Genomic DNA, 21,125 nt, shown 5'->3' with positions numbered 1-21,125 from the left:
GCGTCAGTCTTGTTATCCCGCATCATCTACAGGCGCAAACGGCCACCACGCCGCTTCGCCCCGAGCAAGCCGTGCGGGATCAGGCTTTGCCGATGATGGGCATGGCACAGAGCAATCGCCAAGGCATCCGAAGCGTCGATCTGCGGCTTTTGCACCAGCTTAAGCAAATGCATGACCATCATTTGTACCTGCTCTTTATCTGCCCCACCCGTGCCGGCAATGGCCTGCTTGACTTGGGTGGCCGTGTATTCGGCCACGTCTAAACCGGCCTCAACCCCCGCGACAATCGCCGCGCCGCGAGCCTGGCCGAGCTTAAGCGCGGAGTCCGGGTTGCGCGCCATAAACACCTGCTCGATACCCATGGTCACCGGCCCGTAAGTGGCGATGACTTCAGCCACACCACGAAACACCGCCTGCAAGCGCTCCGGCATGCTGCCAGAGCCGGTACGGATGCAGCCCGAAGCGACGTATTCACACTTACGCCCGGTATCGCGCACCACGCCATACCCGGTGATGCGCGAGCCGGGGTCGATTCCCAGAATCAAGGTCATGCCTGAGTACTCACTTCGCCAAGCCAGCGCACCCACGAGGGGCACTGTCTATTTATCCAGTTGGCGAGTATAGGGGCAGGCCGCGCGCACGTCACCCACCCGATTGCCGCGCAGTTAACAAAAAGCCGGAAGCCCAAACATAACTGCCCAGGCGTTCCGGCTCTGCTGTCGGGCTTAACGCTTAAACCAACTGCTCCATGATCTCATCCGGGATCTCGGCGTTGTGGTAGACGTTCTGCACGTCATCCGAGTCTTCCAGCATGTCGAGCAGCTTGATGACTTTCTGCGCAGTCTCCAGATCGCTTACCGGTGCACTAATCGACGGCACCATGGCGATCTCCGCCTCTTCGCTCTTGAAGCCAGCCTGGCTCAGCGCTTCGAGCACCGCATGGAATTCACTGAAGCTGGTGCTGACCACGGCCGAGCCATCTTCGGCCATTTCCACGTCATCGGCGCCGGCATCCAGTGCTGCCTCCATCAGGGCATCTTCATCCACCCCTGCGGCAAAGCTGATCTGCCCTTTGCGCTCGAACATATAAGCCACCGAGCCGTCGGTGCCGAGGTTGCCTCCGCATTTGGTAAAGGCGTGGCGCACTTCGGCGGCCGTGCGATTGCGGTTATCCGTCATGGCCTCAACGATGATCGCCACACCACTGGGCGCATAGCCCTCGTAGCTGAGCTCGATCATGTTGTCGGCTTCGTTGTTGCCAGCACCACGGGCAATGGCGCGATCAATCACGTCGCGGGACATGTTGGCGGTCAACGCCTTATCTACCGCCAGGCGCAGCCGTGGGTTATCCGCCGGGATTGGCCCGCCGTGCTTGGCCGCGACAGTCAGCTCGCGAATCAGCTTGGTAAAAATCTTGCCGCGCTTGGCGTCTTGGCGCCCTTTACGGTGTTTGATGTTGGCCCATTTGGAATGACCAGCCATAACTCACTCCGGTTGTCTCATGGTTATTGTCAGCAGCCTGTGCCGCGTTTTCGCCACCGCCATATGCAAGAAGCCTGGTAAACCAGGCTTCTTGTCATGCTTTATTCAGCCTTGGGCTGTTCACGCAGGCGAATGTGCAGCTCACGCAGCGACTTGTTGTCCACCTCGCCCGGCGCCTGCGTCATGACGCAAGCGGCGCTCTGGGTTTTCGGGAAGGCGATTACTTCACGAATCGACTGCGCGCCAGTCATCAACATGACCAGACGGTCCAAGCCAAAGGCCAGGCCGCCGTGGGGTGGTGCACCGTATTTCAGCGCATCAAGCAGGAAGCCGAACTTCTCTTGCTGCTCTTCTTCACTGATGCCCAGCACGCGGAACACGGTCTGCTGCATGGCCTTGTCGTGGATACGGATCGAACCGCCACCCAGTTCAGTACCGTTCAACACCATGTCGTAAGCACGCGACAGCGCGGCCGATGGGTCAGCTTGCAACTCTTGCGGCGAGCACTTAGGCGCCGTGAACGGGTGGTGCATAGCGGTCAGGCTGCCGTCGTCGTTCTCTTCGAACATCGGGAAGTCGACTACCCACAGCGGAGCCCACTCACAGGTCAGCAGGTTGAGTTCGTTACCAACACGGATCCGCAGCGCGCCCAGAGCCTCGCTGACGATCTTGGCCTTGTCGGCGCCGAAGAAGACGATATCGCCATCCACCGCACCCACGCGATCAAGGATCACATTGATGTTGTCCAGCGGGATGTTTTTCACGATCGGCGATTGCAGGCCTTCAACACCGTTGGCGCGCTCGTTGACCTTGATATAGGCCAGACCTTTAGCGCCGTAGATGCCGACAAACTTGGTGTACTCGTCGATTTTGCTGCGCGGCATGCTTGCCCCGCCCGGTACGCGCAGCGCGGTGACGCGGCTCTTCGGATCGTTAGCAGGGCCGGCGAAGACTTTGAACTCGACGTCTTTCAGCTGATCGGCAACGTCCACCAGCTCCAGCGGGTTACGCAGGTCTGGCTTGTCCGAGCCGTAACGGCGCATGGCTTCCGCCAGGGTCATGTGCGGCAGCTCGCCGAACTCGACATCCAGCACTTCTTTAAACAGCTGACGCACCATCTTCTCGGTGATGGCCATGATGTCGGCTTCATCAAGGAAGCTGGTTTCGATGTCGATCTGGGTGAATTCTGGCTGGCGGTCAGCACGCAGGTCTTCGTCGCGGAAGCACTTGGCGATTTGGTAGTAACGGTCGAAGCCAGCCACCATCAGCAGTTGCTTGAACAGCTGCGGCGATTGCGGCAGCGCGAAGAAGCTACCAGCGTGGGTACGGCTGGGGACCAGATAATCACGCGCACCTTCTGGGGTTGCCCGGGTCAGAACCGGGGTTTCCACGTCGAGGAAGCCGTTCTCATCGAGATAACGACGAATGCTCGAAGTGATGCGCGAACGCAGCTTGAGCTTCTCCGCCATCTCCGGACGGCGCAGGTCGATAAAGCGATAACGCAGGCGGGTTTCTTCACCCACGTCGGTGTATTCGTTGAGTGGGAACGGCGGCGTTTCGGCCTCGTTGAGCACTTCCAGCTCGTAGCCCAGCACTTCGATAGCGCCGCTGGCCATGTTGGCGTTACGTGCACCTTCAGGGCGCAGACGCACTTTACCGGTGACTTTCACCACGTATTCGCTGCGCACGCGGTCAGCCTTGGCAAAGGTCTCGGCGCGATCCGGGTCAAACACCACCTGAGCCAGGCCTTCACGATCACGGATATCGAGGAAGATCACCCCGCCATGGTCGCGGCGGCGGTGTACCCAACCGCAAAGTGTGACTTCCTGGCCGTCCAGGCTCTCGTTCAGTTGGCCGCAATAATGGCTGCGCATCATGGTGGTAATCGCTTCTCTTGGGTCTTGAATTCGTGGGCCGCAGTGACTGCGACGCTGATTGGCCGGCGAGCCGGCAGGCGCACGCGCCATTTTCCGTAATTGCGCAATCTTGCAGGGACACTAACGACCAGCGGCGCGCTGCACGCGACTGGCAACCCCTATAAAACGCGACAAAGCTGGGGATTATATATGGTTAACACGCCACGTACAGCCGCCCCTTGCGCGCAGCCCTGAAAGCCACAACGCCTGCATTAACCGCAGCACAGACAGATCAATAAACCGGGGCACCGTTAAAATCGACTTAAATAGTTCAGCCCACAAAAACTACAGCGCTGCGTTAGTGCCAATGGCTTAAATAGTCATAAGCCACACAACCTAAGCACTAAGCCATGTTAGGCTCTGCGCACTGTAGCGGGCAGCCAAGCCCAGTCACTTGAGAGGAGAAATGGTATGGAAATTAATATCGGTATTGCCGAACAGGACCGCGCAGCCATCGCTGAAGGCCTGTCACGCTTACTTGCCGACACTTATACCCTGTACCTGAAAACCCATAACTTCCATTGGAACGTCACCGGTCCAATGTTCAACACCCTGCACCTGATGTTTGAAGGTCAGTACAACGAACTGGCGCTGGCTGTTGATCTGATCGCCGAACGTATCCGCGCCCTGGGCTTCCCGGCACCTGGCACCTACGCCGCGTATGCGCGCCTGTCCTCTATTAAAGAAGAGGAAGGTGTACCGAACGCCGAAGAGATGATCCGTAAACTGGTGCAAGGTCAAGAAGCCGTCACCCGCACTGCTCGCGGCATTTTCCCTCTGCTGGACAAAGTCAGTGACGAACCCACTGCCGACCTCCTGACCCAGCGCATGCACACCCACGAAAAAAATGCCTGGATGTTGCGCAGCCTGCTGGCCGCCTAACGAGTCGCTTAGAGGTTCGCCTGGCGGACCTCTAATCCCAGCCGCCATACATGCAAGCAGCCGAGCTAGACACTCCCCCAGCCAATCCGGCACACCAGACTAACGCCCTACTACCCACCGACCCAGCGCTCACCGCTTGATCCAATCAGCGCGATCCACTTGGCAGGCCGCCAAGCAGCTGATTGAGAAGCCCCACTCTTTACTGTTAAATACGCCCCGAATTGCCGGACACTGATTTCCAGCAATTGCGCAAAGTTCTCGTGCTCACTTTCTTTTCAATGCGACAACTTTGCCTTAGCAGCACGTCCTGATACTTAGTTAATTTAAGCGAGTTCACCCACCATGTTGAAAATCCTCCACCTGGCAATAGGCGCTATCGCCCTAGTGCTTGCCTTCGTTCCAAGCTTTAGTGATACCTCTAGTCCTTTCCTGCAACAACCTAACGCACTGTGCTTGGCCCTGCTTGGCCTGCTTAATCTGCTGTTCGCCCCACAACTGCCAATCTGGCAACAAGGTCTGCGCAATCAAGGGCAAAACTTAGTCTATGCCTTGTTAATTCTGGCCACCCTGCTGCAAGCCTTGATCCTGCTGGCACCGCTGGATGTTATTGCCGACCTGCCCGCCAACCTGTTCAGCCTCGGCCTGACTGCACTGGCGGTACTGATTCACCTACTCACCAATCTGCGCCTGCAGCCACGCGCGCGCAGCCAAGTACGCAGTGAAGATCTCGGCGATCGCGAGACTGGCACGGTTAAATGGTTCAACACCTCGAAGGGCTTTGGTTTTATTTCCCGCGACTCTGGCGACGATATCTTCGTCCACTTCCGCGCTATTCGTGGCGAAGGCCATCGCGTGTTGGTCGAAGGCCAGCGCGTAGAGTTCGCCGTGATGCAGCGCGACAAAGGCCTGCAAGCTGAAGACGTAATCGCCGCCCTGCCTAGCCGCCGCTAGCCCCAGACAGCGCAGCAAGTAAAAGGCCCGCTTAAAGCGGGCCTTTTTTATGGCGAGTTTCTAATAGTGCGGAGGCGGCGCCTCGTCTTCCTCAATACCAAATTGCGCACTCACTTCAGCCTGACGCCGAGCCAGAGCAGCCACCTGCATTTGCAGACGCTCAAGTAAGCGCTGCTGTTCAACCACCACATCATTCAACGCCTGGATGGTGTCATCCTGGAAAGCCAGACGGCTTTGCAGGTCATTGATACGCTCGTCGTTTTCCACCATTAACTCTCTGCAAAACTAAAATCTTTGGCCAGTACCGGTTGCAGACGTGCCTTCAAGGCCTGCACCTGCTCAGCAGTATAGGGCTTAGCCGGGTGACGCCCCCACACCGGCGCAGGCCAAGATACATCTTCGCGCCGCCTCACCACCACATGCATGTGCAGCTGACTGACGACGTTACCCAAAGTGGCAACGTTCATTTTATCGGCAGCAAAACAGTCTTTAAGCAATTGGGCCAACTGAGTGGTTTCGCTCCATAACTGTTGCTGGTCTTCGGCACTTAATTGAAATAACTCACTGACCTGCGCCCGCCGCGGCACAAGAATAAACCAAGGGTATTGAGAATCATTCATAAGTAACAAGTTGGATAAAGCAAAGTCGCCCAGCCAAATAGTGTCCTGCCGCAACCGCGAATCAAGTTCAAACATCTAATACCCCTAACCTGCTTAACTTCACACTTTTTAACTAAATTTTAAGCCTGCGACTGTTTGCCACGCCGGCATGACAACTAAGACTAGTCAGATTGCCGAGGCTCTGCAGCAGCGCTCACAATCAGCCGCACGCCAGCGCGCAGTAACTACGCCATGGTGCACCAATACACAGCATTGTCGCCACTTTGAACCACACCACTGCACCAGATTGTTTCCTTCAGTAATCCCCCAGACCGACCTTGTATACCGCCCCATCAGCTGTGCCACGGGATAAAGCGCAGCAGATCAATATTTGCTCAACATTATCACTAAAAAATAGACTAAAAACGAGTAATATCACTGCATAACAACAACAAATCACGATATAAACCATTAAATTTAGCCATTGCTCGAGAAATTCATCAAAAAGAAATTTTTGTGCATGAGTATTGCTAGAAAGGCCTGACTGAGTAGCAAAGCGATTACTACCCTGTAATAGCTAATTTGCATCCGAGTTAATTCGGCGGAGACTTATGCAGATACAGATTTTTGATTGCGCAGCAGCGGAATATTCGAAGTGCTAGTTACGCCACAAACATTGCTCAGTGCATAACTATCGCCAAGAAATTCAATATGCTATAAGTCACCGCCGACACAAAAAGAAAGAGTCGTCCATATAACAAACAAAGGACGACACAACTTCTCTAAACCCAAGGAGCAATCACGATGCAAGTGATGAAGTGGAGCGTAATCGCCCTAGCAGTAGCTGCGGGCAGCACTCAAATGGCTATGGCGTCCAGCCAGTCCGAATCCAAAGGCTTTGTCGAAGATAGCAGCCTGAATGTTCTGAGCCGCAACCTGTACTTCAGCCGCGATTTCCGCAACGACCCAGACAGAAATGACGACCCTAAAGAATGGGGCCAAGGTTTTATCGGTACTTTTGAGTCCGGTTTCACCCAAGGCACCGTAGGCTTCGGCGTTGATGCTATTGGCCTGCTGGGCCTCAAACTGGACGGCGGTAAAGGCACCTCCGGCACCGGCCTGTTCCCAACTGGCAGCGATGGTCGCTCGCAAGACGATTACTCCGAAGCTGGCGGCGCCGTTAAAGTGCGCATCTCCGACACCGTCCTGAAGTACGGCACCCAGTTCACTGCCCTGCCAGTGTTCAGCACCGACGACAGCCGTCTGCTGCCGGAAACCGCTGAAGGCGCCTTGCTGACCATGAACGAAATCGCGGGTCTGACTGTTCACGCCGGTCACTTCACCGCGCTGAACGCTCAGCACCAAACTTTCCATGACAGCCTGAGCCTGAAAAGCGCCAACATCTTAGGTGCTAGCTACAGCTTCACCGACGACCTGTCGGCGGCTCTGTACTACTCGGACCTGGAAGACAAGTTCGACAAGTGGTATGCCAACTTCAACTACAACCTGGGCATCACCGAAGGCCAGTCGTTGCTGTTTGATTTCAACATCTACAAAACAGACTACGACAAAGAATACACCGGCACCGGTAAGAGCGAAGACAACACCATCTGGAGTCTGTCGGCTGCTTACAACTTCGGCGCCCACACCATCACTGCTGCCTACCAGAAATCCATCGGTGGCTTTGACGGCATCGGCTACGACTACGGCGCAGACGGCGGCGGCACTGTATGGGTGGCTAACTCCATCCAGCGTTCCGACTTCAACTCCGAAGACGAGAAATCCTGGCAACTGCGTTACGACCTGGACTTCGCTGAGTTCGGCGTACCTGGCCTGAGCTTCATGACTCGCTACGTTCACGGTTCCGGCGCTGAAACCGCCACCACCAGCAACGGCAAAGAGTGGGAACGTGACATCCAAGTGGGTTACGTATTCCAGGAAGGCGCTGCTAAAGACCTGAGCCTGAAAGTACGTCAAGCCACTTACCGTTCCAGCGATGGCGTTTACTACGGTTCGCCTTCGGCTGACGAACTACGCCTGATCGTCGAGTACCCGCTGAGCATCCTGTAATTACAGGCGCAAGCAACTCGATCTGAAAAAGGCCCGGGCAACCGGGCCTTTTTTATGCCGATTGATCAGGCCAAAGGCAACGCATAAGTGCCTGTTACATGGGCCACCAACTCCTCGGCATTACCTTGGCTATACAGCTCAACTTCGCACACCGCCTGGCGCCGACTTAGACGCAAGATCCTGGCGTGGGCAAGCAAGTCCACCGGCAAAGGCTTGACCAGAAAGTTGATATTGAGGTTCGCGGTCACCGCCATCTCCACGCGCCCCAAACGCCCCAATACCACGGCGTACATGGCAGCATCCGCCAGCGCCATAATGGTCGGCCCCGATAGCGTGCCACCTGGACGCACCAACTTGGCGTGAAACGGCACCCGCGCGAGCACGGCCTCAGGCTCTAGCTGATCAATACGTAGGTCTAAATCTTCAGCCATCGGCAAGCCTTCACGGATTAGCGCTTGCACCTGCTGCGCAGTTAATTCAGTCACCACGGCCTCCTAATTAATATGCATGCGCCTGCGTCCTGTACGCATCTGTACAGGCACCGTACAATGCCGATCACCGAAAAACTCTTGCAACCGACAGAACAGCCAAATATGCGTACCAGCCAGTTCCTGCTCTCGACTCTCAAAGAAACCCCATCCGATGCCGTGGTTATCAGCCACCAGTTGATGCTGCGTGCCGGCATGATCCGCAAACTGGCTTCTGGCCTCTACACCTGGCTGCCGATGGGCCTGCGCGTGCTGCGCAAGGTGGAGAAAGTGGTTCGTGAGGAAATGGTCGCTGCCGGTGCTCTGGAAGTGCTGATGCCCAGCGTCCAGCCTGCTGAGCTGTGGCAAGAGTCGGGGCGTTGGGAGCAATACGGCCCTGAGCTGTTGCGCATGAAAGACCGCCATGGTCGTGATTTCTGCGCCGGCCCCACCCACGAAGAAGTGATCACTGATCTGGCCCGCAATGAGCTGAACAGCTACAAGCAGCTGCCGATCAATATGTTCCAGATCCAAACCAAATTCCGCGACGAAATCCGCCCACGCTTTGGCTTGATGCGCGGCCGCGAGTTCCTCATGAAGGACGCCTACTCCTTCCATGTGGACCAAGATTCGCTGCAGCAAACCTACGACCGCATGCACCAGGCGTACTGCAACGTGTTTACCCGCCTGGGCCTGAACTTCCGCCCAGTGCAGGCCGACACCGGCTCCATCGGCGGCACCGGTTCCCATGAGTTCCACGTGCTGGCCGATTCCGGTGAAGACGATATCGCCTTCAGCAATGTTTCCGACTACGCCGCTAACATCGAAAAAGCCGAAGCCGTACCACGTGAAACCAGCCGTGGCGCCGCCACCGAAGCACTGCGCTTAGTCGACACGCCCAACACCAAAACCATTGATGCTCTGGTGCAAGGCTTTGGTGTGGCGATCGAGAAAACCATCAAGACGCTGATCGTCCACGCAGCTGAAGAAGGCAAACTGATCGCCCTGATCGTGCGCGGCGACCACGAGCTTAACGAGATCAAAGCGGCCAACCATGAATTGGTTGCCAGCCCGCTGGTATTTGCCAGTGAAGCGGAAATCCGCGCCGCTATCGGTGCCGGCCCCGGCTCGCTGGGTCCGCTCAACCTGCCCATCCCATGCGTCATCGACCGCTCGGTAGCCTTGATCAGCGACTTCGCGGCCGGCGCTAACATCGATGACAAACACTACTTGGGCGTGAACTGGGAGCGTGATCTGCCGCTGCCGGCAGTGGCTGACCTGCGCAACGTCGTCGCTGGCGATCCAAGCCCAGATGGCCAGGGCACCCTGGAAATCAAACGCGGCATCGAAGTGGGGCATATCTTCCAGCTCGGCACCAAGTACAGCGAAGCGCTGAACTGCCAAGTACTGGGTGAGAACGGCAAGCCTGTGACCCTGACCATGGGCTGCTACGGCATCGGCGTTTCGCGGGTGGTGGCGGCAGCCATCGAGCAAAACTTCGATGAGCGCGGGATTATCTGGAACAACGCCCTGACGCCCTTCCATATCGCTCTGGTACCGCTGCGCTATGAAACTGATGCGGTGCGTGAAGCCACAGACAAACTTTACGCTGAGCTGACTGCAGCCGGTTACGAAGTGCTGCTGGATGACCGTGACAAAAAGACCAGTCCGGGCATCAAATTTGCTGACATGGAGCTTATCGGCATTCCACACCGCATCGTCGTTAGCGACCGCGGCCTGGCCGAAGGCAACCTGGAGTACAAGAGCCGTCTGCAAACCGAAGCGCAAGCCGTGCCGGTGGCCGATATTCTCAGCTATCTCCAGGCCCATATCAGTCACTGATCTCAGCCACTTTAACCAGAGCCGCCATGTTCAAGCGAAACACCCTCTGCCGCACTGTCATCTTGCTGTGCGGCCCTCTGCTGCTTAGCGCCTGCGCTAACCAATTACCGCAGCGCAGTGAGCACGAAGAGCGTGTCGAACGTAATCTGCTTAGCCACAGCCTGCAGATTGATGTAGGCGAACCGCCTGTGCTCGAGCTGCCACAGCGGCGCGTGCGCGTGCATGAGCAGAAGACCTTTGAAGTCACCGTGTTTAACGTGACCCGGCGTTATGACCGTTACACGCCGTACCAGGCGTGGCGCGAGCTCTATGAAGTGCCACTAGGCGCACTGGCGATCGTCGGCGGCGTGGTCGCCAACGTGCTCAACGTACCGCTGTTCGGCAGCCTGCCGGACAGCGTGACCAAAGGCTGGATTAACTACGGCGTGGCTGGCATCAACCCGGCCATGAACGTCGAGTCCAACGGTCGCTCGCAGCAGAGCCTGGCCAGCTTGGAAGAACATCGCCAAGACGCGCGCATGGAATACTCCAGCCTGCCTTGGGCCGAGCGGCCGGTGACCGTCAAAGCCGCTGCGCAGAGCTTTGAATTGCACACTGATCAACATGGCATCTTGCGCTTGAACCTGCTCGACAGCCCCTTTGCCGAGCAGGACGTGAGCCGTATCAACAGCCTGCAACTCAGCGTGGTCGATGACCAAGGCAGCGCTCAGGCTCAAGAAACGCTGCTGGTAAGCCGCACCCTGCGCGGCAAGCTGCGCGAGGCCCACGACCTGATCTACAACGACCTCGAAGGCGATGACGTCAACCAGTGGGTGCATCGGGTTAAGCGCTTGTCTGAGCTCGGCTTGGAAGAAGAAGCCAGCGAGCTGGAGCAAAGCCTGATCGAGCTGACCCGCAATGATCCCGAACTGCAGAAGATCTTCTTGCAGGCCCTGACTCACAACGCCGGCCGCTTAGTCGCCGACCCAGGCTCGCTCTAGGTCGCCATGGGCCGCCTGACGCCGCTGCTGGTTGCCGGTCTGCTTAGCCTGCTCTGCGCAGGCGCCAGCCAAGCCAGTGTCCGCCAGGCGCCGGAGCCTGAGTTACGGCAACTGCTGCAAAGCACCGTGGCCCAGGCTGACAGCTTTGGCGATCGTTTCGATGCCGAGGTGTGGCTGCTGGATATGTCCACCCGCCTGCGCCGCTATATCCCTGATGCCGAACAACGCTTGGAGTTACTGCGCTTAGTCCACCGCGAGGCGACCCAAGCGCAGTTGCGCCCGGACTTAGTCATCGCGCTGATTCACGCCGAGAGCGGCTTTGATCGCTTCGCGATATCTTCCGTGGGCGCCCAAGGCATGATGCAGGTGATGCCGTTCTGGAAGGCCGAATTAGGCCGCCCCCAAGACAACCTCACCGATAACGCCACCAACCTGCGCTACGGCTGCACCATCTTGAGTTATTACCTGAAGAAGGAGCGCGGCGATCTTAACCGCGCCCTCGCCCGCTATAACGGCAGCTTAGGCAAGAACACCTACTCGGCCAGAGTGGTGGGTTACTGGCAGGACTACTGGTTCGTCAAACCCTAGGCCTTAACGGCGCACGATAAAGCCGGCAACTCCCTGCAAGGGCTGCTCATGCAATTCAAGGCCAGTCACTTGCGCCTGCTGCGGGCCGTGCTCAAGCCACGCGCGCATCAACGTCACAGCGCCCTCCTCACCCTCGAACAACAGCTCGACACGGCCATCATCCAAGTTGCGCACCCAGCCATCGAGATCCCACAGCTGCGCTTGTTCGGCGCTGCTTTGGCGAAAGCGCACACCCTGCACCCGGCCACTGACATAGCCATGCACACATTGTCGCGCCATGCCTTAACCCTCAGCCTTTAAGGCTTGCAGACGGGCAGTCAGGCCTGCTGCAGTTTGCTCGCCGAGCAAGCGCTCACGCACCTTGCCGTGGTCATCAATGATATAGGTCACCGGCAAGGCTTCACTGCGTGGCAATTGATAACGTTCGGCCGGGTCCTGAGCCAGCACAGTGAACTGGATAGCCATTTCTTCAGCCGCTTGCTTGAGCTTTTCGCCCTGCAAACCATCGAAGTTGACCCCCAACACCTGCACCTTTTGCGCAGCCAACTGCTGGCTGAGCTGATTGAGTTGCGGGATTTCGCTGCGGCATGGCGCACACCACTGCGCCCAGTAATTGATCACCAGCCACTGCCCGTCGACGCGACTTTGCGCCACCTTGGCGCCGTGCTGATCGACACCCAGGTCAGAGCCGCAAGCACTCAGCAACAGCCCCAGGCTTAAAGCCATGATCAAGCGCCACGCGCCGTGCAATCGGAGCAACATACTCACCTCACTGAACCTCAACCGCCATAGGCGTAATTCCACACTGATTTCGCTACGACACACACTGCGCAGCGCTGTCAGCCCCAGGGGCGGCATTTTCGTCCGCCAGCGGCTCACCGCGCAGCCATCGGGCCAGGTCGTAGTCAAACAGCGCGACTTGCTGCTTATGCAGTGCCTGCAACCCTTCACGCAGAGCGGGATACCATGGCTCATCCAGTTGCGCCGGCAGGTTCTCAATCCGCGGTAATGGCCAGGGGCTATGGCTGAGCAGATGCTGCACGCTAACGCTGGTTAAATCCCGACTGAGCACCCAAGAGCCGGTGCCAATGCGCGCGATCAATTTGTGCTGTTCAAGGAACGCGACAATGGCTTCCCACTCATGCTCAGCCAGATGCCAGCCCTGACGCTGCACATCACGCAGACGCACTTTCAGGCCGCTTTGCTGACGCTGATAAAACACCCGCAGTACACCGAGCAGGCTCAATAGCAGGGGCATCTGCTTGCGCCGCCAGGTTTGGGAAATACCCAGATTGCACACCAGCTCAGCGCCCAGCAGAACGATGATCCACGACACGTAAATCCACAGCAAAAACAGCGGCACGGTGGCGAACGCACCGTAAATCAGCTGGTAGCCGGGAAACAGCCGCACATACAGACCAAATAACGTCTTCGCCACCTCAAACAATATCGCCGCAAACAACCCACCCCAAAAGGCGTGGCGTACCGGCACCTGGGCATTGGGCACGGTGGCATAGAGCAGAGTAAAGGCCGCCACGCTAAACAGCAGCGGGGCGAACTTGAGCAGGGTTTTGCCGCCGATCAAAGCATCGGGGCCCGACAGAATCGACAGCGAGGTGATATAGGTGCTGATGGCAAACCCGCCGCCGAGCAACAGCGGACCCAAGCTCAGGATCGCCCAGTACAGCAAAAAGCTCGACACACCCCGACGGGAACGGCGTACGCGCCAGATCGCGTTAAAGGTTTTCTCCACCGTCAGCAGCATCCAGAACGCCGTCACCGCCAGAAACGCCACGCCGATCCAGGTCAGGTGCCGCGCCTGAGTGGTGAAGTCATGCAGATGCTGTTGCAGCGCTTCGCCGGCCGAGGGCACGAAGTTACGGAAGATAAAATTCTGAATCTGCTCGCCAGTGTCTTGAAACGCCGGAATCGCCGAGAGCATGGAAAAGGTCACAGTCATCATCGGCACCACCGCAAACAGCGTGGTGTAGGTCAGCGCCGCAGCAGTGCTAGAGCCCTGATTGGCGAAAAAGCGCTGAAGCAAAAATCGCCAAAACTCGTAAATATTTTTAAGCCGCTGCTGCATGCCCTCTCCTTAGCCTCGCCCATCAACCACCTGCACAGGCGCAGGCGCGAGCCGCGTAAGCAGGTAGAATAGCCGCCGACCTAGCTTACAGGCGACCCCAACATGACCGAACTGACGCTTTATCACAATCCGCGCTGCTCGAAATCCCGCAGCGCCCTGCAACTGTTAGAGGATCGCGGCCTCAACGCCACCGTCGTGCGCTACCTAGAAACGCCCCTGGATGCCAGCCAAATTCAAGCCCTGCTGGGCAAACTGGGCATCCCCGCACGGCAACTGCTGCGCAGCGGTGAAGATGAATACCGCGAGCTCAATCTGGCCGATGCCAGCTTAACCGAGGCACAGCTGATTGCGGCCATGGCCGCCCACCCCAAGCTGATTGAGCGCCCGATTCTGGTGGCCGGCGAGCGCGCCGTGATCGGCCGCCCACCGGAGCAGATTCTGGAGATTCTGCCGTGAGCGCACCTTATATCCTCGTCCTGTATTACAGCCGCCATGGCGCCACCGCCGAGATGGCCAAGCAGATTGCCCGCGGCATCGAAGCAGGCGGGTTAGAAGCGCGTCTGCGCACGGTGCCGGCGGTATCCAGCGAGTGCGAAGCGGTAGCCCCAAGCATCCCCGAAGACGGCGCGCTGTATGCAAGTCTGGATGATCTGAAAAACTGCGCAGGCCTGGCCCTCGGTAGCCCCACGCGCTTTGGCAACATGGCGGCGGCGCTCAAGTACTTCCTCGACGGCAGCAGCAACCTGTGGCTGACCGGCGCCTTAGTCGGCAAGCCGGCCGGGGTGTTCACTTCCACCTCCAGCCTGCATGGCGGCCAGGAAACCACCCTGCTGTCGATGCTGCTGCCACTGCTGCACCACGGCATGCTGATCACAGGCCTGCCCTATAGCGAAGGCGCCTTGCTGCAAACCCGTGGCGGCGGCACCCCCTATGGCCCGAGCCGCTTTGCCGGCGCTGACGGCAAGCGCGCGTTAGATGAACACGAAATTGCCTTGTGCCGCGCCCTTGGCCAACGCCTGGCACACACAGCGGTAAAACTGGAGACTGGTCGTGGCTAAACAAGCTAAACCCCTGCCGAGCCTGGAATGGCTGCAACCACGCCTGCGTCTAAGCCGCGCCATCAGCCTGCTGAGCTTTTTCGCCCTGGCCGTTTTGCTGGTGCTGTGGGATGTGTATTACGCCAACATCCCCAGCACTAAGCTGCTTTGGACGGTTTTGGGCCTGCAACTGGTGCCCTTGCTGATCCTGGGCCCTGGCCTGTTGCTGGGCAACGCCCGCGCCCACGCCTGGACCTGCTTCGTGGTGAATATCTACTTTATCCAAGGCGTGCTGGCGGCCTTTGATCCGAGCAAAGCGTGGTACGGCTGGCTGCTCAGTGGCATCAGTCTGTGCTTGTTCTGCGCGGCGTTGATGTACACCCGCTGGCGCTTTCAGTACGAGCGCAAGCTGGCTGGCGAAGTCTGATTACGGCGGCTGCACTCTGCGTTGCCCAGTGCAACCCAGAGTGCGCGGCTTACCAGCCGAGGGTTTCTTTAAGAAAGGGAATGGTCAGCTTGCGCTGGGCTTGTAGCGATGCCTGATCAAGCCGCTCAAGCAGATCAAACAGCGCGCTCATGCTGCGTTCACCGCGAGTCAGGATAAACCGCCCGACTTCCTCACTGAGCTGCAAACCACGGCGCGAAGCACGCAGCTGCAACGCGCGCAGCTTGTCTTCATCGGACAGTGATTGCAGTTGGAAGACCAACGCCAACGTCAGCCGCGACTTAAGGTCAGGCAGTTTGATCCTCAGCTCACGGGGCGAAGTATTGGCCGACAGCAACAGACGCCGGCCGCTATCGCGTAAGCGGTTAAACAGATGGAATAGCGGTTCTTCCCAGAGTTTATTGCCGGCGATGGCATCAAGATCATCCAGACAGACCAGCTCGAACTGCTCGAGGTTGTCCAGAATCGCTGGCCCGTATTGCGCCACTTCAGCCAACGGCAGATACGCCGCACGCTCGCGGTGCTGCTCCAAGCGCAAGCAGGCGGCCTGCAACAAGTGGCTACGCCCTACCCCGGTGCCGCCCCACAGGTAAATCAAACTTTCCGTCCAGCCCGCATCCGCCTCGCACAAACGCTCGACATAACCCAACGCAGCCGCATTGGCTCCGGGGTAGTAGTTGGCAAAGGTGGCGTCATCACGTAGACGCACACCTAATGGCAGTTGAATGGGTGTCATGCGGGTTGGGCAGTTCCTAGAACAGCTGGCTCACCGTGAAGAGGCCTAGAGTTTATCCGCTTCTGCACGCTAAGTCATTGATGGATAAAGCCAGTTTTGGCAGTCTGAAATAAGTCGGCAAGCCAAGTATTAGTGTATGAGCGAGCAGCGGGTTATAACTGAGCGAACTTACCCGTCCATAGCCTTTGTCGAGTTATGCCTTTGAATGCAAACCGCCCCAGCACGGCCATCAACCTGCGCCGTGCCACCCTGGCAGACGCTCAAGCGATACAGCAATGCGTGTGCGCGGCGTTTGCTGCCTATATCGAGCGCATGGACAAAGCCCCGGCGCCGATGCTGTATGACTACCCCAGCCTGATCGTCACGCAAGAAGTGTGGCTGGCCGAACAAGACGGCCACGTCGTCGGCGCTCTGCTGTTAGCGATAGAAGAGGATCAGTTTTTCCTCGACACCGTCGCCAGCAGCCCGCAGCCCGCAGCCCGCAGGTTCGTAGTCTAGGTGTGGGCCGCGCCCTACTGCAACTGGCTGAGAGTCAGGCACGCAGCCAGGGCTACGCCTGTATCCAGCTCTACACCCATCTGTGCATGACGGAAAACCAGGCGCTCTACCGGCGCATTGGCTATGTGGAATATCAACGCAGCGAACAAGACGGCTATGCGCGGATTTTTTACCGCAAGCCTTTGAGCTGAACCGTGTCGGGCCTTGGCTATACACCAAGGCCCGCAGGCTTTAGGTCTCGTCAGTGCCGATATAGGCGTCGGACTGCTTATAGAAGTCATGCAGATGACGCAGCAGCACCATGATCACTGCCGCCACCGGCAAAGCCACGAGGATGCCGACAAAGCCAAACAGCTGCCCACCGGCCATGATGGCGAAAATCACCGCCACCGGGTGCAGGCCGATACGATCGCCCACCAGCATCGGCGTCAGCACCATGCCTTCAAGCATCTGCCCGACCACAAATACCGCAACAATGCCCAGCAGCGGATACAGGTCCAGCCCAAACTGGAACAACCCGGCAGCCAAGGCCGCGCCGATACCGACCACGACCCCTAAATACGGCACGATGCTGGCAAGACCCGCCATAAAGCCGATCAGCAAGCCCAGCTCCAGGCCAATGGCAGTCAGGCCCACGGCATACATGATGCCCAAGGCCAGCATCACCAGCAGTTGCCCGCGCAGGAACGCCCCCAGCACTTCGTGGCATTCATTAAAGATGCCCACCACCGGGCCTTCGTTCTCCCGTGGCAACAGGCCGCGCAGCTTGGCCATCATCAGGTCCCAGTCGCGCATCAGGTAGAAGCTCACCACCGGGATCAGCAGCACGTTGGCCAGCCAAGCGGCCAAGGCCAAGCTGGAAGCGGTGGCAGTGGAGAGCAGAATACCGACGATATCGGTGGTCTTATCCAGCTGACCGCTCAGGGCAGTTTTGACCTGATCAAAGCGCCAGAAACCATCTTTGAGCCCCAGCTTGCTCTGTACCCACGGCAGAGCCTGATGCTGCGCCCAGTCGATCATCTGCGGCGCCAATTCATAGAGACGCACCAGCTGTTTGCCGAGCATCGGCACCAGCACCAGCAGTAACAGGGCAAAGGCCAGGGTAAACAGAGCGAATACCACGATCACGCCCCAGGTACGTGACAAGCCAACCCGCTCCAGACGGTCAACCAAAGGGTCGCCCATGTAGGCCAGCAGTATGCCGATCAAAAAGGGCGACAGAATTGGCGATAGCAAATACAGCAGGCCGCATAGTATTAGCGCACCGACAATCCATACCCAGCGTTGTGAATCCAGCATGCCTTGCTCTCCGAAATCCATGTGTTAACCCAATCTAGCAGTGCTCAGCGAATCCGCCGCCAAGAAAAACCGCAGCACGATAGGCTGCGGTTGGAAAATTAGTCAGACAATAAGTTCTACTGACTTACCAGCGATAACGCAGCACATTGCCATTGGTCGGTGCAGGTAACGCTGGCACCGCCTCAGTGGGGTTAACTGTTGGCGAGGCTGGAACCACCGCGGCCTCGGTGACTTCCTGCAGATGGGCCAAGCCCAGTTGGGCGCGCAGTTGCTCGGCGCTGGCATTCACCGCAAAGGTCAGGGTGTCACCTTGCACTGAACGCAGGCGTGCAGAAAACGGCTCCAGCACCCGCTGAATTTCCGCATAACGGGCCAGATTGGCGCCCTGCACTTGCAATTGCAGGTTGCTCGCCGCTCCCGCCGCGACGATAAAGCGCGGTGCCATTTTTTGGTTAACCGCCAGCATTACCGCATCGGCCACGGCCGCTTGGTCAGCCCCCTGTACGGTGCCCTGCTCGCGGCTGTCGCCCAGCCACAAACGCCATTGCGCCTGCCACTGCCCGCCTTCCTCACGGGCCAGCACGGCTAACAAGGCATCGGCGGCATAACGCTCAGAGGCCGCGCGCAAGGTGCTGGGGTCATCGTTGGTCAGGTTGGCAGCATCCGCGGCCAGTTGCTCGGACAAATCGGCGATGGGCAAACGCAGGGGTAAACCACGGTGCTGCGCCGCGGCCAATAGTGGTTTGGCGGCGGCCTGGGCATCACCAATCAGGTTGCTGCCGTCACTGCCATCGTTTAACCACCAGACCATCAGCGCCGGGCGATTAGCGCCCCACAACGACAGACCGGCCTGACGCAGGCTGCGGTCGGTGCTGACTGGATCGAAATCAACCAGCAGTTGCTCGTCCACGTAACTGAACTGGCTGACGATTTGCTGCGGGTCTTTATGCAGCGCCGCCAGCGCCGGGTTGCTGGCCGCATCGGTCTTACCGGTCAGACGCACAACCAGACTGTCCAGCGCACGGCCCAGAGCCGCGGTGCGCTCCTCCGGTTGTTGACTGCTAACCGGCTCACGGACTTGGTAAAGGTCACTAACCGGCGCCGCCACAGCCGACCAACTGGACAGCGACAGACACACAACAAGCAGGCGAACAGGCAAACGCATAAGGGAACTCTCGACAGACGGGATCGGCACACTGGCCAAAATTAATAAAGATTGCCAGTGTCTGGACAACGATATGTGGGCAATGACTCAACCTCGCGGCTTATTGATCCTGCTCGCGAAGCGGCGCCCTGACACCACTGGTCAGGTTGTAGCACAACCAAACCTGACCTTAAACAGCCATCTTTCACCTGGCAACCTTAGCCACTGCGGGTGGCCGCTGCCGGGCAACCCTGATAAAATCGCGCGCCTTCGCAGCCTGCAGCCCCGTGCCGCGGCGTCAATCCGAATTCCCCTCCCTCAAAGGCCTGGATCAATGAGCAAGCAACCTTCCATCAGCTACAAGGACGCAGGTGTAGATATCGACGCGGGCGAAGCCCTGGTCGAACGCATCAAAGGCGTAGCCAAACGCACTGCACGTCCGGAAGTCATGGGAGGCCTGGGCGGTTTCGGCGCGCTGTGCGAGATCCCGGCCGGCTACAAACAACCGGTACTGGTTTCCGGTACCGACGGCGTGGGCACCAAACTGCGCCTGGCGCTAAACCTTAATCAACACGACAGCATCGGCCAGGATCTGGTTGCCATGTGCGTCAACGACCTGGTCGTGTGCGGTGCTGAGCCACTGTTCTTCCTCGACTACTACGCCACCGGCAAACTCAATGTAGATGTGGCCGCCACCGTAGTCACCGGCATCGGCGCTGGCTGCGAACTGGCCGGCTGCTCCCTGGTCGGCGGGGAAACCGCAGAAATGCCTGGCATGTACGAAGGCGAAGACTACGACCTGGCCGGCTTCTGCGTCGGCGTGGTGGAAAAAGCAGAAATCATCGACGGCTCGAAAGTCGCCGCAGGTGACGCCCTGATCGCCCTGCCATCCTCCGGCCCGCACTCCAATGGTTACTCGCTGATCCGCAAGATCATCGAAGTCAGCGGTGCCGATATCGAGCAAATTTCGCTGGACGGCAAAAAACTGACCGACCTGCTGATGGCGCCGACCCGGATTTACGTGAAGCCCCTGCTCAAGTTGATCAAAGACACCGGCGCCGTCAAAGCCATGGCCCACATCACCGGCGGCGGCCTGCTCGACAACATCCCACGGGTGCTGCCAAAAGGCGCGCAAGCGGTGGTCGACGTGGCTAGCTGGACCCGTCCAGCCGTGTTCGACTGGCTGCAACAGCAAGGCAATGTGGATGAACACGAAATGCACCGCGTGCTCAACTGCGGCGTTGGCATGGTGATCTGCGTGGCCCAGGATCAGGTTGAAGCGACTCTCGAGAACCTCCGGGCTTCCGGCGAGCAGCCTTGGCTGATCGGCCAAATCGGCAGCGCCGCCGAAGGCGCCGTGCAAGTACAGCTGAACAACCTGAAACAACACTAATGCCGGCACCCTGTAATTTAGTCGTCCTGATCTCCGGCTCCGGCGGCAACCTGCAGGCGCTGATTGATGGCATCCAGGCTGGGACTATCCCAGCCCGGATCAGCGCGGTGCTGTGTAACCGCGCTGATGCTTATGGCCTGCAACGGGCCCAAGCCGCCGGCATTGCCAGCCAGGTGTTGGATCATAAAGATTTCGATGGCCGCGAGGCTTTCGACGCCGCACTGATGCAAGCCATCGATGCTTATGAACCGCACTTAGTGGTGCTGGCCGGCTTTATGCGCATCCTCACCCCAGACTTCGTGCGCCACTACCACGGTCGCCTGCTCAACATTCATCCTTCGCTGCTGCCTAAATACAAAGGCCTCAACACCCATCAACGGGCGTTGGACGCCGGCGACAGCGAGCACGGTTGCAGCGTGCACTTTGTGACAGAGGAACTCGATGGCGGACCTCTAGTCGTACAATCACGTATTGCCGTGCAAACGGACGATAGCGCCACCAGCCTGGCCCAGCGTGTACACGCCCAAGAGCATGTAATCTACCCGCTGGCAGTGACTTGGTTCGCCGCTGACCGTTTACGCCTTAGTGCGCAAGGGGCCATGCTGGATGGGCAATTACTGCCGGCCAGCGGCCAGTTGGTTTAAAGGCCACAGGCCTTTTGCACCGTGTCATGGCTGTGACAGCTGCACAGCCATGGCTTTAGCGCTAAA

General features: G+C 58.4%; 25 protein-coding genes and 1 pseudogene. 14 read left to right on the top strand and 12 right to left on the bottom strand.

Annotated elements, in window-relative coordinates:
- Positions 1 to 26: 26 nt before the first annotated feature.
- From ruvC to aspS, 3 genes are all read right to left on the bottom strand, one after another.
- On the bottom strand, positions 27 to 551 hold the full coding sequence (gene ruvC, locus NTD81_RS06510) for a crossover junction endodeoxyribonuclease RuvC (RefSeq protein ID WP_262180710.1): 525 nt from the start codon (positions 549 to 551) through the stop codon (positions 27 to 29).
- A 181-nt stretch (positions 552 to 732) separates the two neighbouring features.
- Positions 733 to 1,482 (bottom strand): YebC/PmpR family DNA-binding transcriptional regulator, encoded by a 750-nt coding sequence (locus tag NTD81_RS06505; RefSeq protein ID WP_262180708.1) that lies wholly within the window; start codon positions 1,480 to 1,482, stop codon positions 733 to 735.
- Positions 1,483 to 1,583: 101 nt separating this feature from the next.
- A complete protein-coding gene (aspS, locus tag NTD81_RS06500; protein ID WP_262180706.1) occupies positions 1,584 to 3,359 on the bottom strand; it encodes an aspartate--tRNA ligase in 1,776 nt (591 codons plus the stop codon).
- Between the two features lie 450 nt (positions 3,360 to 3,809).
- Here aspS and NTD81_RS06495 point away from each other — a divergent pair, with 450 nt between their 5' ends.
- The 3 genes and pseudogenes from NTD81_RS06495 to NTD81_RS06490 all read left to right on the top strand — a co-directional run bounded on the left by NTD81_RS06495 (position 3,810) and on the right by NTD81_RS06490 (position 5,231).
- Complete coding sequence (locus NTD81_RS06495; protein WP_262180703.1) at positions 3,810 to 4,280, top strand: Dps family protein; 471 nt, start codon at positions 3,810 to 3,812, stop codon at positions 4,278 to 4,280.
- Between the two features lie 342 nt (positions 4,281 to 4,622).
- Positions 4,623 to 4,943: pseudogene (locus NTD81_RS21365) on the top strand (cold shock domain-containing protein membrane protein); the annotation flags it as partial.
- A 24-nt stretch (positions 4,944 to 4,967) separates the two neighbouring features.
- Positions 4,968 to 5,231 (top strand): cold-shock protein, encoded by a 264-nt coding sequence (locus NTD81_RS06490; RefSeq protein WP_262182061.1) that lies wholly within the window; start codon positions 4,968 to 4,970, stop codon positions 5,229 to 5,231.
- 60 nt (positions 5,232 to 5,291) lie between these two features.
- Here NTD81_RS06490 and NTD81_RS06485 read toward each other — a convergent pair whose 3' ends face one another.
- A complete protein-coding gene (locus NTD81_RS06485; RefSeq protein WP_410017117.1) occupies positions 5,292 to 5,501 on the bottom strand; it encodes a SlyX family protein in 210 nt (69 codons plus the stop codon).
- Complete coding sequence (locus NTD81_RS06480; RefSeq protein WP_262180701.1) at positions 5,501 to 5,926, bottom strand: HIT domain-containing protein; 426 nt, start codon at positions 5,924 to 5,926, stop codon at positions 5,501 to 5,503. The genes NTD81_RS06485 and NTD81_RS06480 overlap by 1 nt, the downstream gene beginning before the upstream one ends.
- Before the next feature lie 708 nt (positions 5,927 to 6,634).
- Between NTD81_RS06480 and NTD81_RS06475 the strand changes: the two genes are divergently transcribed.
- Entirely contained in the window at positions 6,635 to 7,900 is a 1,266-nt protein-coding gene (locus NTD81_RS06475; protein ID WP_262180699.1) for an OprD family porin, read from the top strand.
- 65 nt (positions 7,901 to 7,965) lie between these two features.
- Here NTD81_RS06475 and NTD81_RS06470 read toward each other — a convergent pair whose 3' ends face one another.
- Positions 7,966 to 8,331 carry a PaaI family thioesterase gene (locus tag NTD81_RS06470; RefSeq protein WP_262182057.1) on the bottom strand — a complete coding sequence of 122 codons (366 nt, stop codon included), beginning with the start codon at positions 8,329 to 8,331 and terminating at the stop codon, positions 7,966 to 7,968.
- Positions 8,332 to 8,493: 162 nt separating this feature from the next.
- On the opposite strand from NTD81_RS06470, the gene NTD81_RS06465 reads away from it, so the two are divergent.
- Genes NTD81_RS06465 through NTD81_RS06455 form a run of 3 tightly spaced genes read left to right on the top strand, consistent with a single transcriptional unit; the run spans position 8,494 to position 11,777 of the window.
- Positions 8,494 to 10,209 carry a proline--tRNA ligase gene (locus tag NTD81_RS06465; RefSeq protein ID WP_262182056.1) on the top strand — a complete coding sequence of 572 codons (1,716 nt, stop codon included), beginning with the start codon at positions 8,494 to 8,496 and terminating at the stop codon, positions 10,207 to 10,209.
- Positions 10,210 to 10,235: 26 nt separating this feature from the next.
- The gene (locus tag NTD81_RS06460) at positions 10,236 to 11,189 is read left to right on the top strand and encodes a hypothetical protein (protein ID WP_262180696.1); all 954 of its coding nucleotides are present in this window, start codon (positions 10,236 to 10,238) and stop codon (positions 11,187 to 11,189) included.
- 6 nt (positions 11,190 to 11,195) lie between these two features.
- Complete coding sequence (locus NTD81_RS06455; RefSeq protein ID WP_262180694.1) at positions 11,196 to 11,777, top strand: transglycosylase SLT domain-containing protein; 582 nt, start codon at positions 11,196 to 11,198, stop codon at positions 11,775 to 11,777.
- 3 nt (positions 11,778 to 11,780) lie between these two features.
- Here NTD81_RS06455 and NTD81_RS06450 read toward each other — a convergent pair whose 3' ends face one another.
- The 3 genes from NTD81_RS06450 to NTD81_RS06440 are packed head-to-tail and all read right to left on the bottom strand — an operon-like array spanning position 11,781 to position 13,863.
- Entirely contained in the window at positions 11,781 to 12,056 is a 276-nt protein-coding gene (locus NTD81_RS06450; RefSeq protein WP_262180692.1) for an acylphosphatase, read from the bottom strand.
- Positions 12,057 to 12,059: 3 nt separating this feature from the next.
- Positions 12,060 to 12,539: a TlpA disulfide reductase family protein gene (locus NTD81_RS06445; RefSeq protein ID WP_262180689.1), complete on the bottom strand. Its 480-nt coding sequence runs from the start codon at positions 12,537 to 12,539 to the stop codon at positions 12,060 to 12,062.
- Positions 12,540 to 12,591: 52 nt separating this feature from the next.
- Positions 12,592 to 13,863, bottom strand: a complete 1,272-nt coding sequence (locus NTD81_RS06440; protein ID WP_262180687.1) for a YihY family inner membrane protein — start codon at positions 13,861 to 13,863, stop codon at positions 12,592 to 12,594.
- Positions 13,864 to 13,965: 102 nt separating this feature from the next.
- On the opposite strand from NTD81_RS06440, the gene arsC reads away from it, so the two are divergent.
- From arsC to NTD81_RS06425, 3 genes are read left to right on the top strand one after another with little or no spacing between them, the layout of a single operon-like run.
- Positions 13,966 to 14,319, top strand: a complete 354-nt coding sequence (gene arsC, locus NTD81_RS06435) for an arsenate reductase (glutaredoxin) (protein ID WP_262180684.1) — start codon at positions 13,966 to 13,968, stop codon at positions 14,317 to 14,319.
- The gene (wrbA, locus tag NTD81_RS06430; RefSeq protein ID WP_262180681.1) at positions 14,316 to 14,921 is read left to right on the top strand and encodes an NAD(P)H:quinone oxidoreductase; all 606 of its coding nucleotides are present in this window, start codon (positions 14,316 to 14,318) and stop codon (positions 14,919 to 14,921) included. Before arsC ends, wrbA begins: the two co-directional genes overlap by 4 nt.
- Positions 14,914 to 15,327 carry a DUF2069 domain-containing protein gene (locus tag NTD81_RS06425; protein ID WP_262180679.1) on the top strand — a complete coding sequence of 138 codons (414 nt, stop codon included), beginning with the start codon at positions 14,914 to 14,916 and terminating at the stop codon, positions 15,325 to 15,327. The genes wrbA and NTD81_RS06425 overlap by 8 nt, the downstream gene beginning before the upstream one ends.
- 49 nt (positions 15,328 to 15,376) lie before the next feature.
- Here NTD81_RS06425 and hda read toward each other — a convergent pair whose 3' ends face one another.
- The gene (gene hda, locus NTD81_RS06420; protein ID WP_262180677.1) at positions 15,377 to 16,081 is read right to left on the bottom strand and encodes a DnaA regulatory inactivator Hda; all 705 of its coding nucleotides are present in this window, start codon (positions 16,079 to 16,081) and stop codon (positions 15,377 to 15,379) included.
- Positions 16,082 to 16,282: 201 nt separating this feature from the next.
- On the opposite strand from hda, the gene NTD81_RS06415 reads away from it, so the two are divergent.
- Both NTD81_RS06415 and NTD81_RS06410 read left to right on the top strand, forming a co-directional pair.
- Positions 16,283 to 16,579 (top strand): hypothetical protein, encoded by a 297-nt coding sequence (locus tag NTD81_RS06415; protein WP_262180674.1) that lies wholly within the window; start codon positions 16,283 to 16,285, stop codon positions 16,577 to 16,579.
- A 2-nt stretch (positions 16,580 to 16,581) separates the two neighbouring features.
- Positions 16,582 to 16,770, top strand: a complete 189-nt coding sequence (locus tag NTD81_RS06410; RefSeq protein ID WP_262180672.1) for a GNAT family N-acetyltransferase — start codon at positions 16,582 to 16,584, stop codon at positions 16,768 to 16,770.
- 40 nt (positions 16,771 to 16,810) lie between these two features.
- On the opposite strand, the gene NTD81_RS06405 is transcribed toward NTD81_RS06410, so the two are convergent.
- Both NTD81_RS06405 and NTD81_RS06400 read right to left on the bottom strand, forming a co-directional pair.
- Positions 16,811 to 17,878 (bottom strand): AI-2E family transporter, encoded by a 1,068-nt coding sequence (locus NTD81_RS06405; RefSeq protein ID WP_262180669.1) that lies wholly within the window; start codon positions 17,876 to 17,878, stop codon positions 16,811 to 16,813.
- Positions 17,879 to 18,002: 124 nt separating this feature from the next.
- A complete protein-coding gene (locus tag NTD81_RS06400; RefSeq protein ID WP_262180667.1) occupies positions 18,003 to 19,043 on the bottom strand; it encodes a DUF2066 domain-containing protein in 1,041 nt (346 codons plus the stop codon).
- Positions 19,044 to 19,356: 313 nt separating this feature from the next.
- Between NTD81_RS06400 and purM the strand changes: the two genes are divergently transcribed.
- Both purM and purN read left to right on the top strand, forming a co-directional pair.
- Positions 19,357 to 20,415 carry a phosphoribosylformylglycinamidine cyclo-ligase gene (purM, locus tag NTD81_RS06395; RefSeq protein ID WP_262180664.1) on the top strand — a complete coding sequence of 353 codons (1,059 nt, stop codon included), beginning with the start codon at positions 19,357 to 19,359 and terminating at the stop codon, positions 20,413 to 20,415.
- Entirely contained in the window at positions 20,415 to 21,059 is a 645-nt protein-coding gene (gene purN, locus NTD81_RS06390; RefSeq protein WP_262180662.1) for a phosphoribosylglycinamide formyltransferase, read from the top strand. The genes purM and purN overlap by 1 nt, the downstream gene beginning before the upstream one ends.
- Positions 21,060 to 21,125 lie beyond the last annotated feature (66 nt).

It is taken from the genome of Pseudomonas sp. 5P_3.1_Bac2, from assembly GCF_025465995.1.
Taxonomy (GTDB): Bacteria; Pseudomonadota; Gammaproteobacteria; order Pseudomonadales; family Pseudomonadaceae; genus Aquipseudomonas.
The sequence above is the reverse complement of the archived record's forward strand: the minus strand, read 5'-3'. Positions and strand labels throughout refer to the sequence as shown.

Excerpts from the sequence above, each read along its gene's own strand:
- ruvC (WP_262180710.1), bottom strand. The coding sequence starts at position 551 with ATGACCTTGATTCTGGGAATCGACCCCGGCTCGCGCATCACCGGGTAT.
- NTD81_RS06505 (WP_262180708.1), bottom strand. The coding sequence starts at position 1,482 with ATGGCTGGTCATTCCAAATGGGCCAACATCAAACACCGTAAAGGGCGC.
- aspS (WP_262180706.1), bottom strand. The coding sequence starts at position 3,359 with ATGATGCGCAGCCATTATTGCGGCCAACTGAACGAGAGCCTGGACGGC.
- NTD81_RS06495 (WP_262180703.1), top strand. The coding sequence starts at position 3,810 with ATGGAAATTAATATCGGTATTGCCGAACAGGACCGCGCAGCCATCGCT.
- NTD81_RS06485 (WP_410017117.1), bottom strand. The coding sequence starts at position 5,501 with ATGGTGGAAAACGACGAGCGTATCAATGACCTGCAAAGCCGTCTGGCT.
- NTD81_RS06480 (WP_262180701.1), bottom strand. The coding sequence starts at position 5,926 with ATGTTTGAACTTGATTCGCGGTTGCGGCAGGACACTATTTGGCTGGGC.
- NTD81_RS06475 (WP_262180699.1), top strand. The coding sequence starts at position 6,635 with ATGCAAGTGATGAAGTGGAGCGTAATCGCCCTAGCAGTAGCTGCGGGC.
- NTD81_RS06470 (WP_262182057.1), bottom strand. The coding sequence starts at position 8,331 with ATGGCTGAAGATTTAGACCTACGTATTGATCAGCTAGAGCCTGAGGCC.
- NTD81_RS06465 (WP_262182056.1), top strand. The coding sequence starts at position 8,494 with ATGCGTACCAGCCAGTTCCTGCTCTCGACTCTCAAAGAAACCCCATCC.
- NTD81_RS06460 (WP_262180696.1), top strand. The coding sequence starts at position 10,236 with ATGTTCAAGCGAAACACCCTCTGCCGCACTGTCATCTTGCTGTGCGGC.
- NTD81_RS06455 (WP_262180694.1), top strand. The coding sequence starts at position 11,196 with ATGGGCCGCCTGACGCCGCTGCTGGTTGCCGGTCTGCTTAGCCTGCTC.
- NTD81_RS06450 (WP_262180692.1), bottom strand. The coding sequence starts at position 12,056 with ATGGCGCGACAATGTGTGCATGGCTATGTCAGTGGCCGGGTGCAGGGT.
- NTD81_RS06445 (WP_262180689.1), bottom strand. The coding sequence starts at position 12,539 with ATGTTGCTCCGATTGCACGGCGCGTGGCGCTTGATCATGGCTTTAAGC.
- NTD81_RS06440 (WP_262180687.1), bottom strand. The coding sequence starts at position 13,863 with ATGCAGCAGCGGCTTAAAAATATTTACGAGTTTTGGCGATTTTTGCTT.
- arsC (WP_262180684.1), top strand. The coding sequence starts at position 13,966 with ATGACCGAACTGACGCTTTATCACAATCCGCGCTGCTCGAAATCCCGC.
- hda (WP_262180677.1), bottom strand. The coding sequence starts at position 16,081 with ATGACACCCATTCAACTGCCATTAGGTGTGCGTCTACGTGATGACGCC.
- NTD81_RS06405 (WP_262180669.1), bottom strand. The coding sequence starts at position 17,878 with ATGCTGGATTCACAACGCTGGGTATGGATTGTCGGTGCGCTAATACTA.
- NTD81_RS06400 (WP_262180667.1), bottom strand. The coding sequence starts at position 19,043 with ATGCGTTTGCCTGTTCGCCTGCTTGTTGTGTGTCTGTCGCTGTCCAGT.
- purM (WP_262180664.1), top strand. The coding sequence starts at position 19,357 with ATGAGCAAGCAACCTTCCATCAGCTACAAGGACGCAGGTGTAGATATC.
- purN (WP_262180662.1), top strand. The coding sequence starts at position 20,415 with ATGCCGGCACCCTGTAATTTAGTCGTCCTGATCTCCGGCTCCGGCGGC.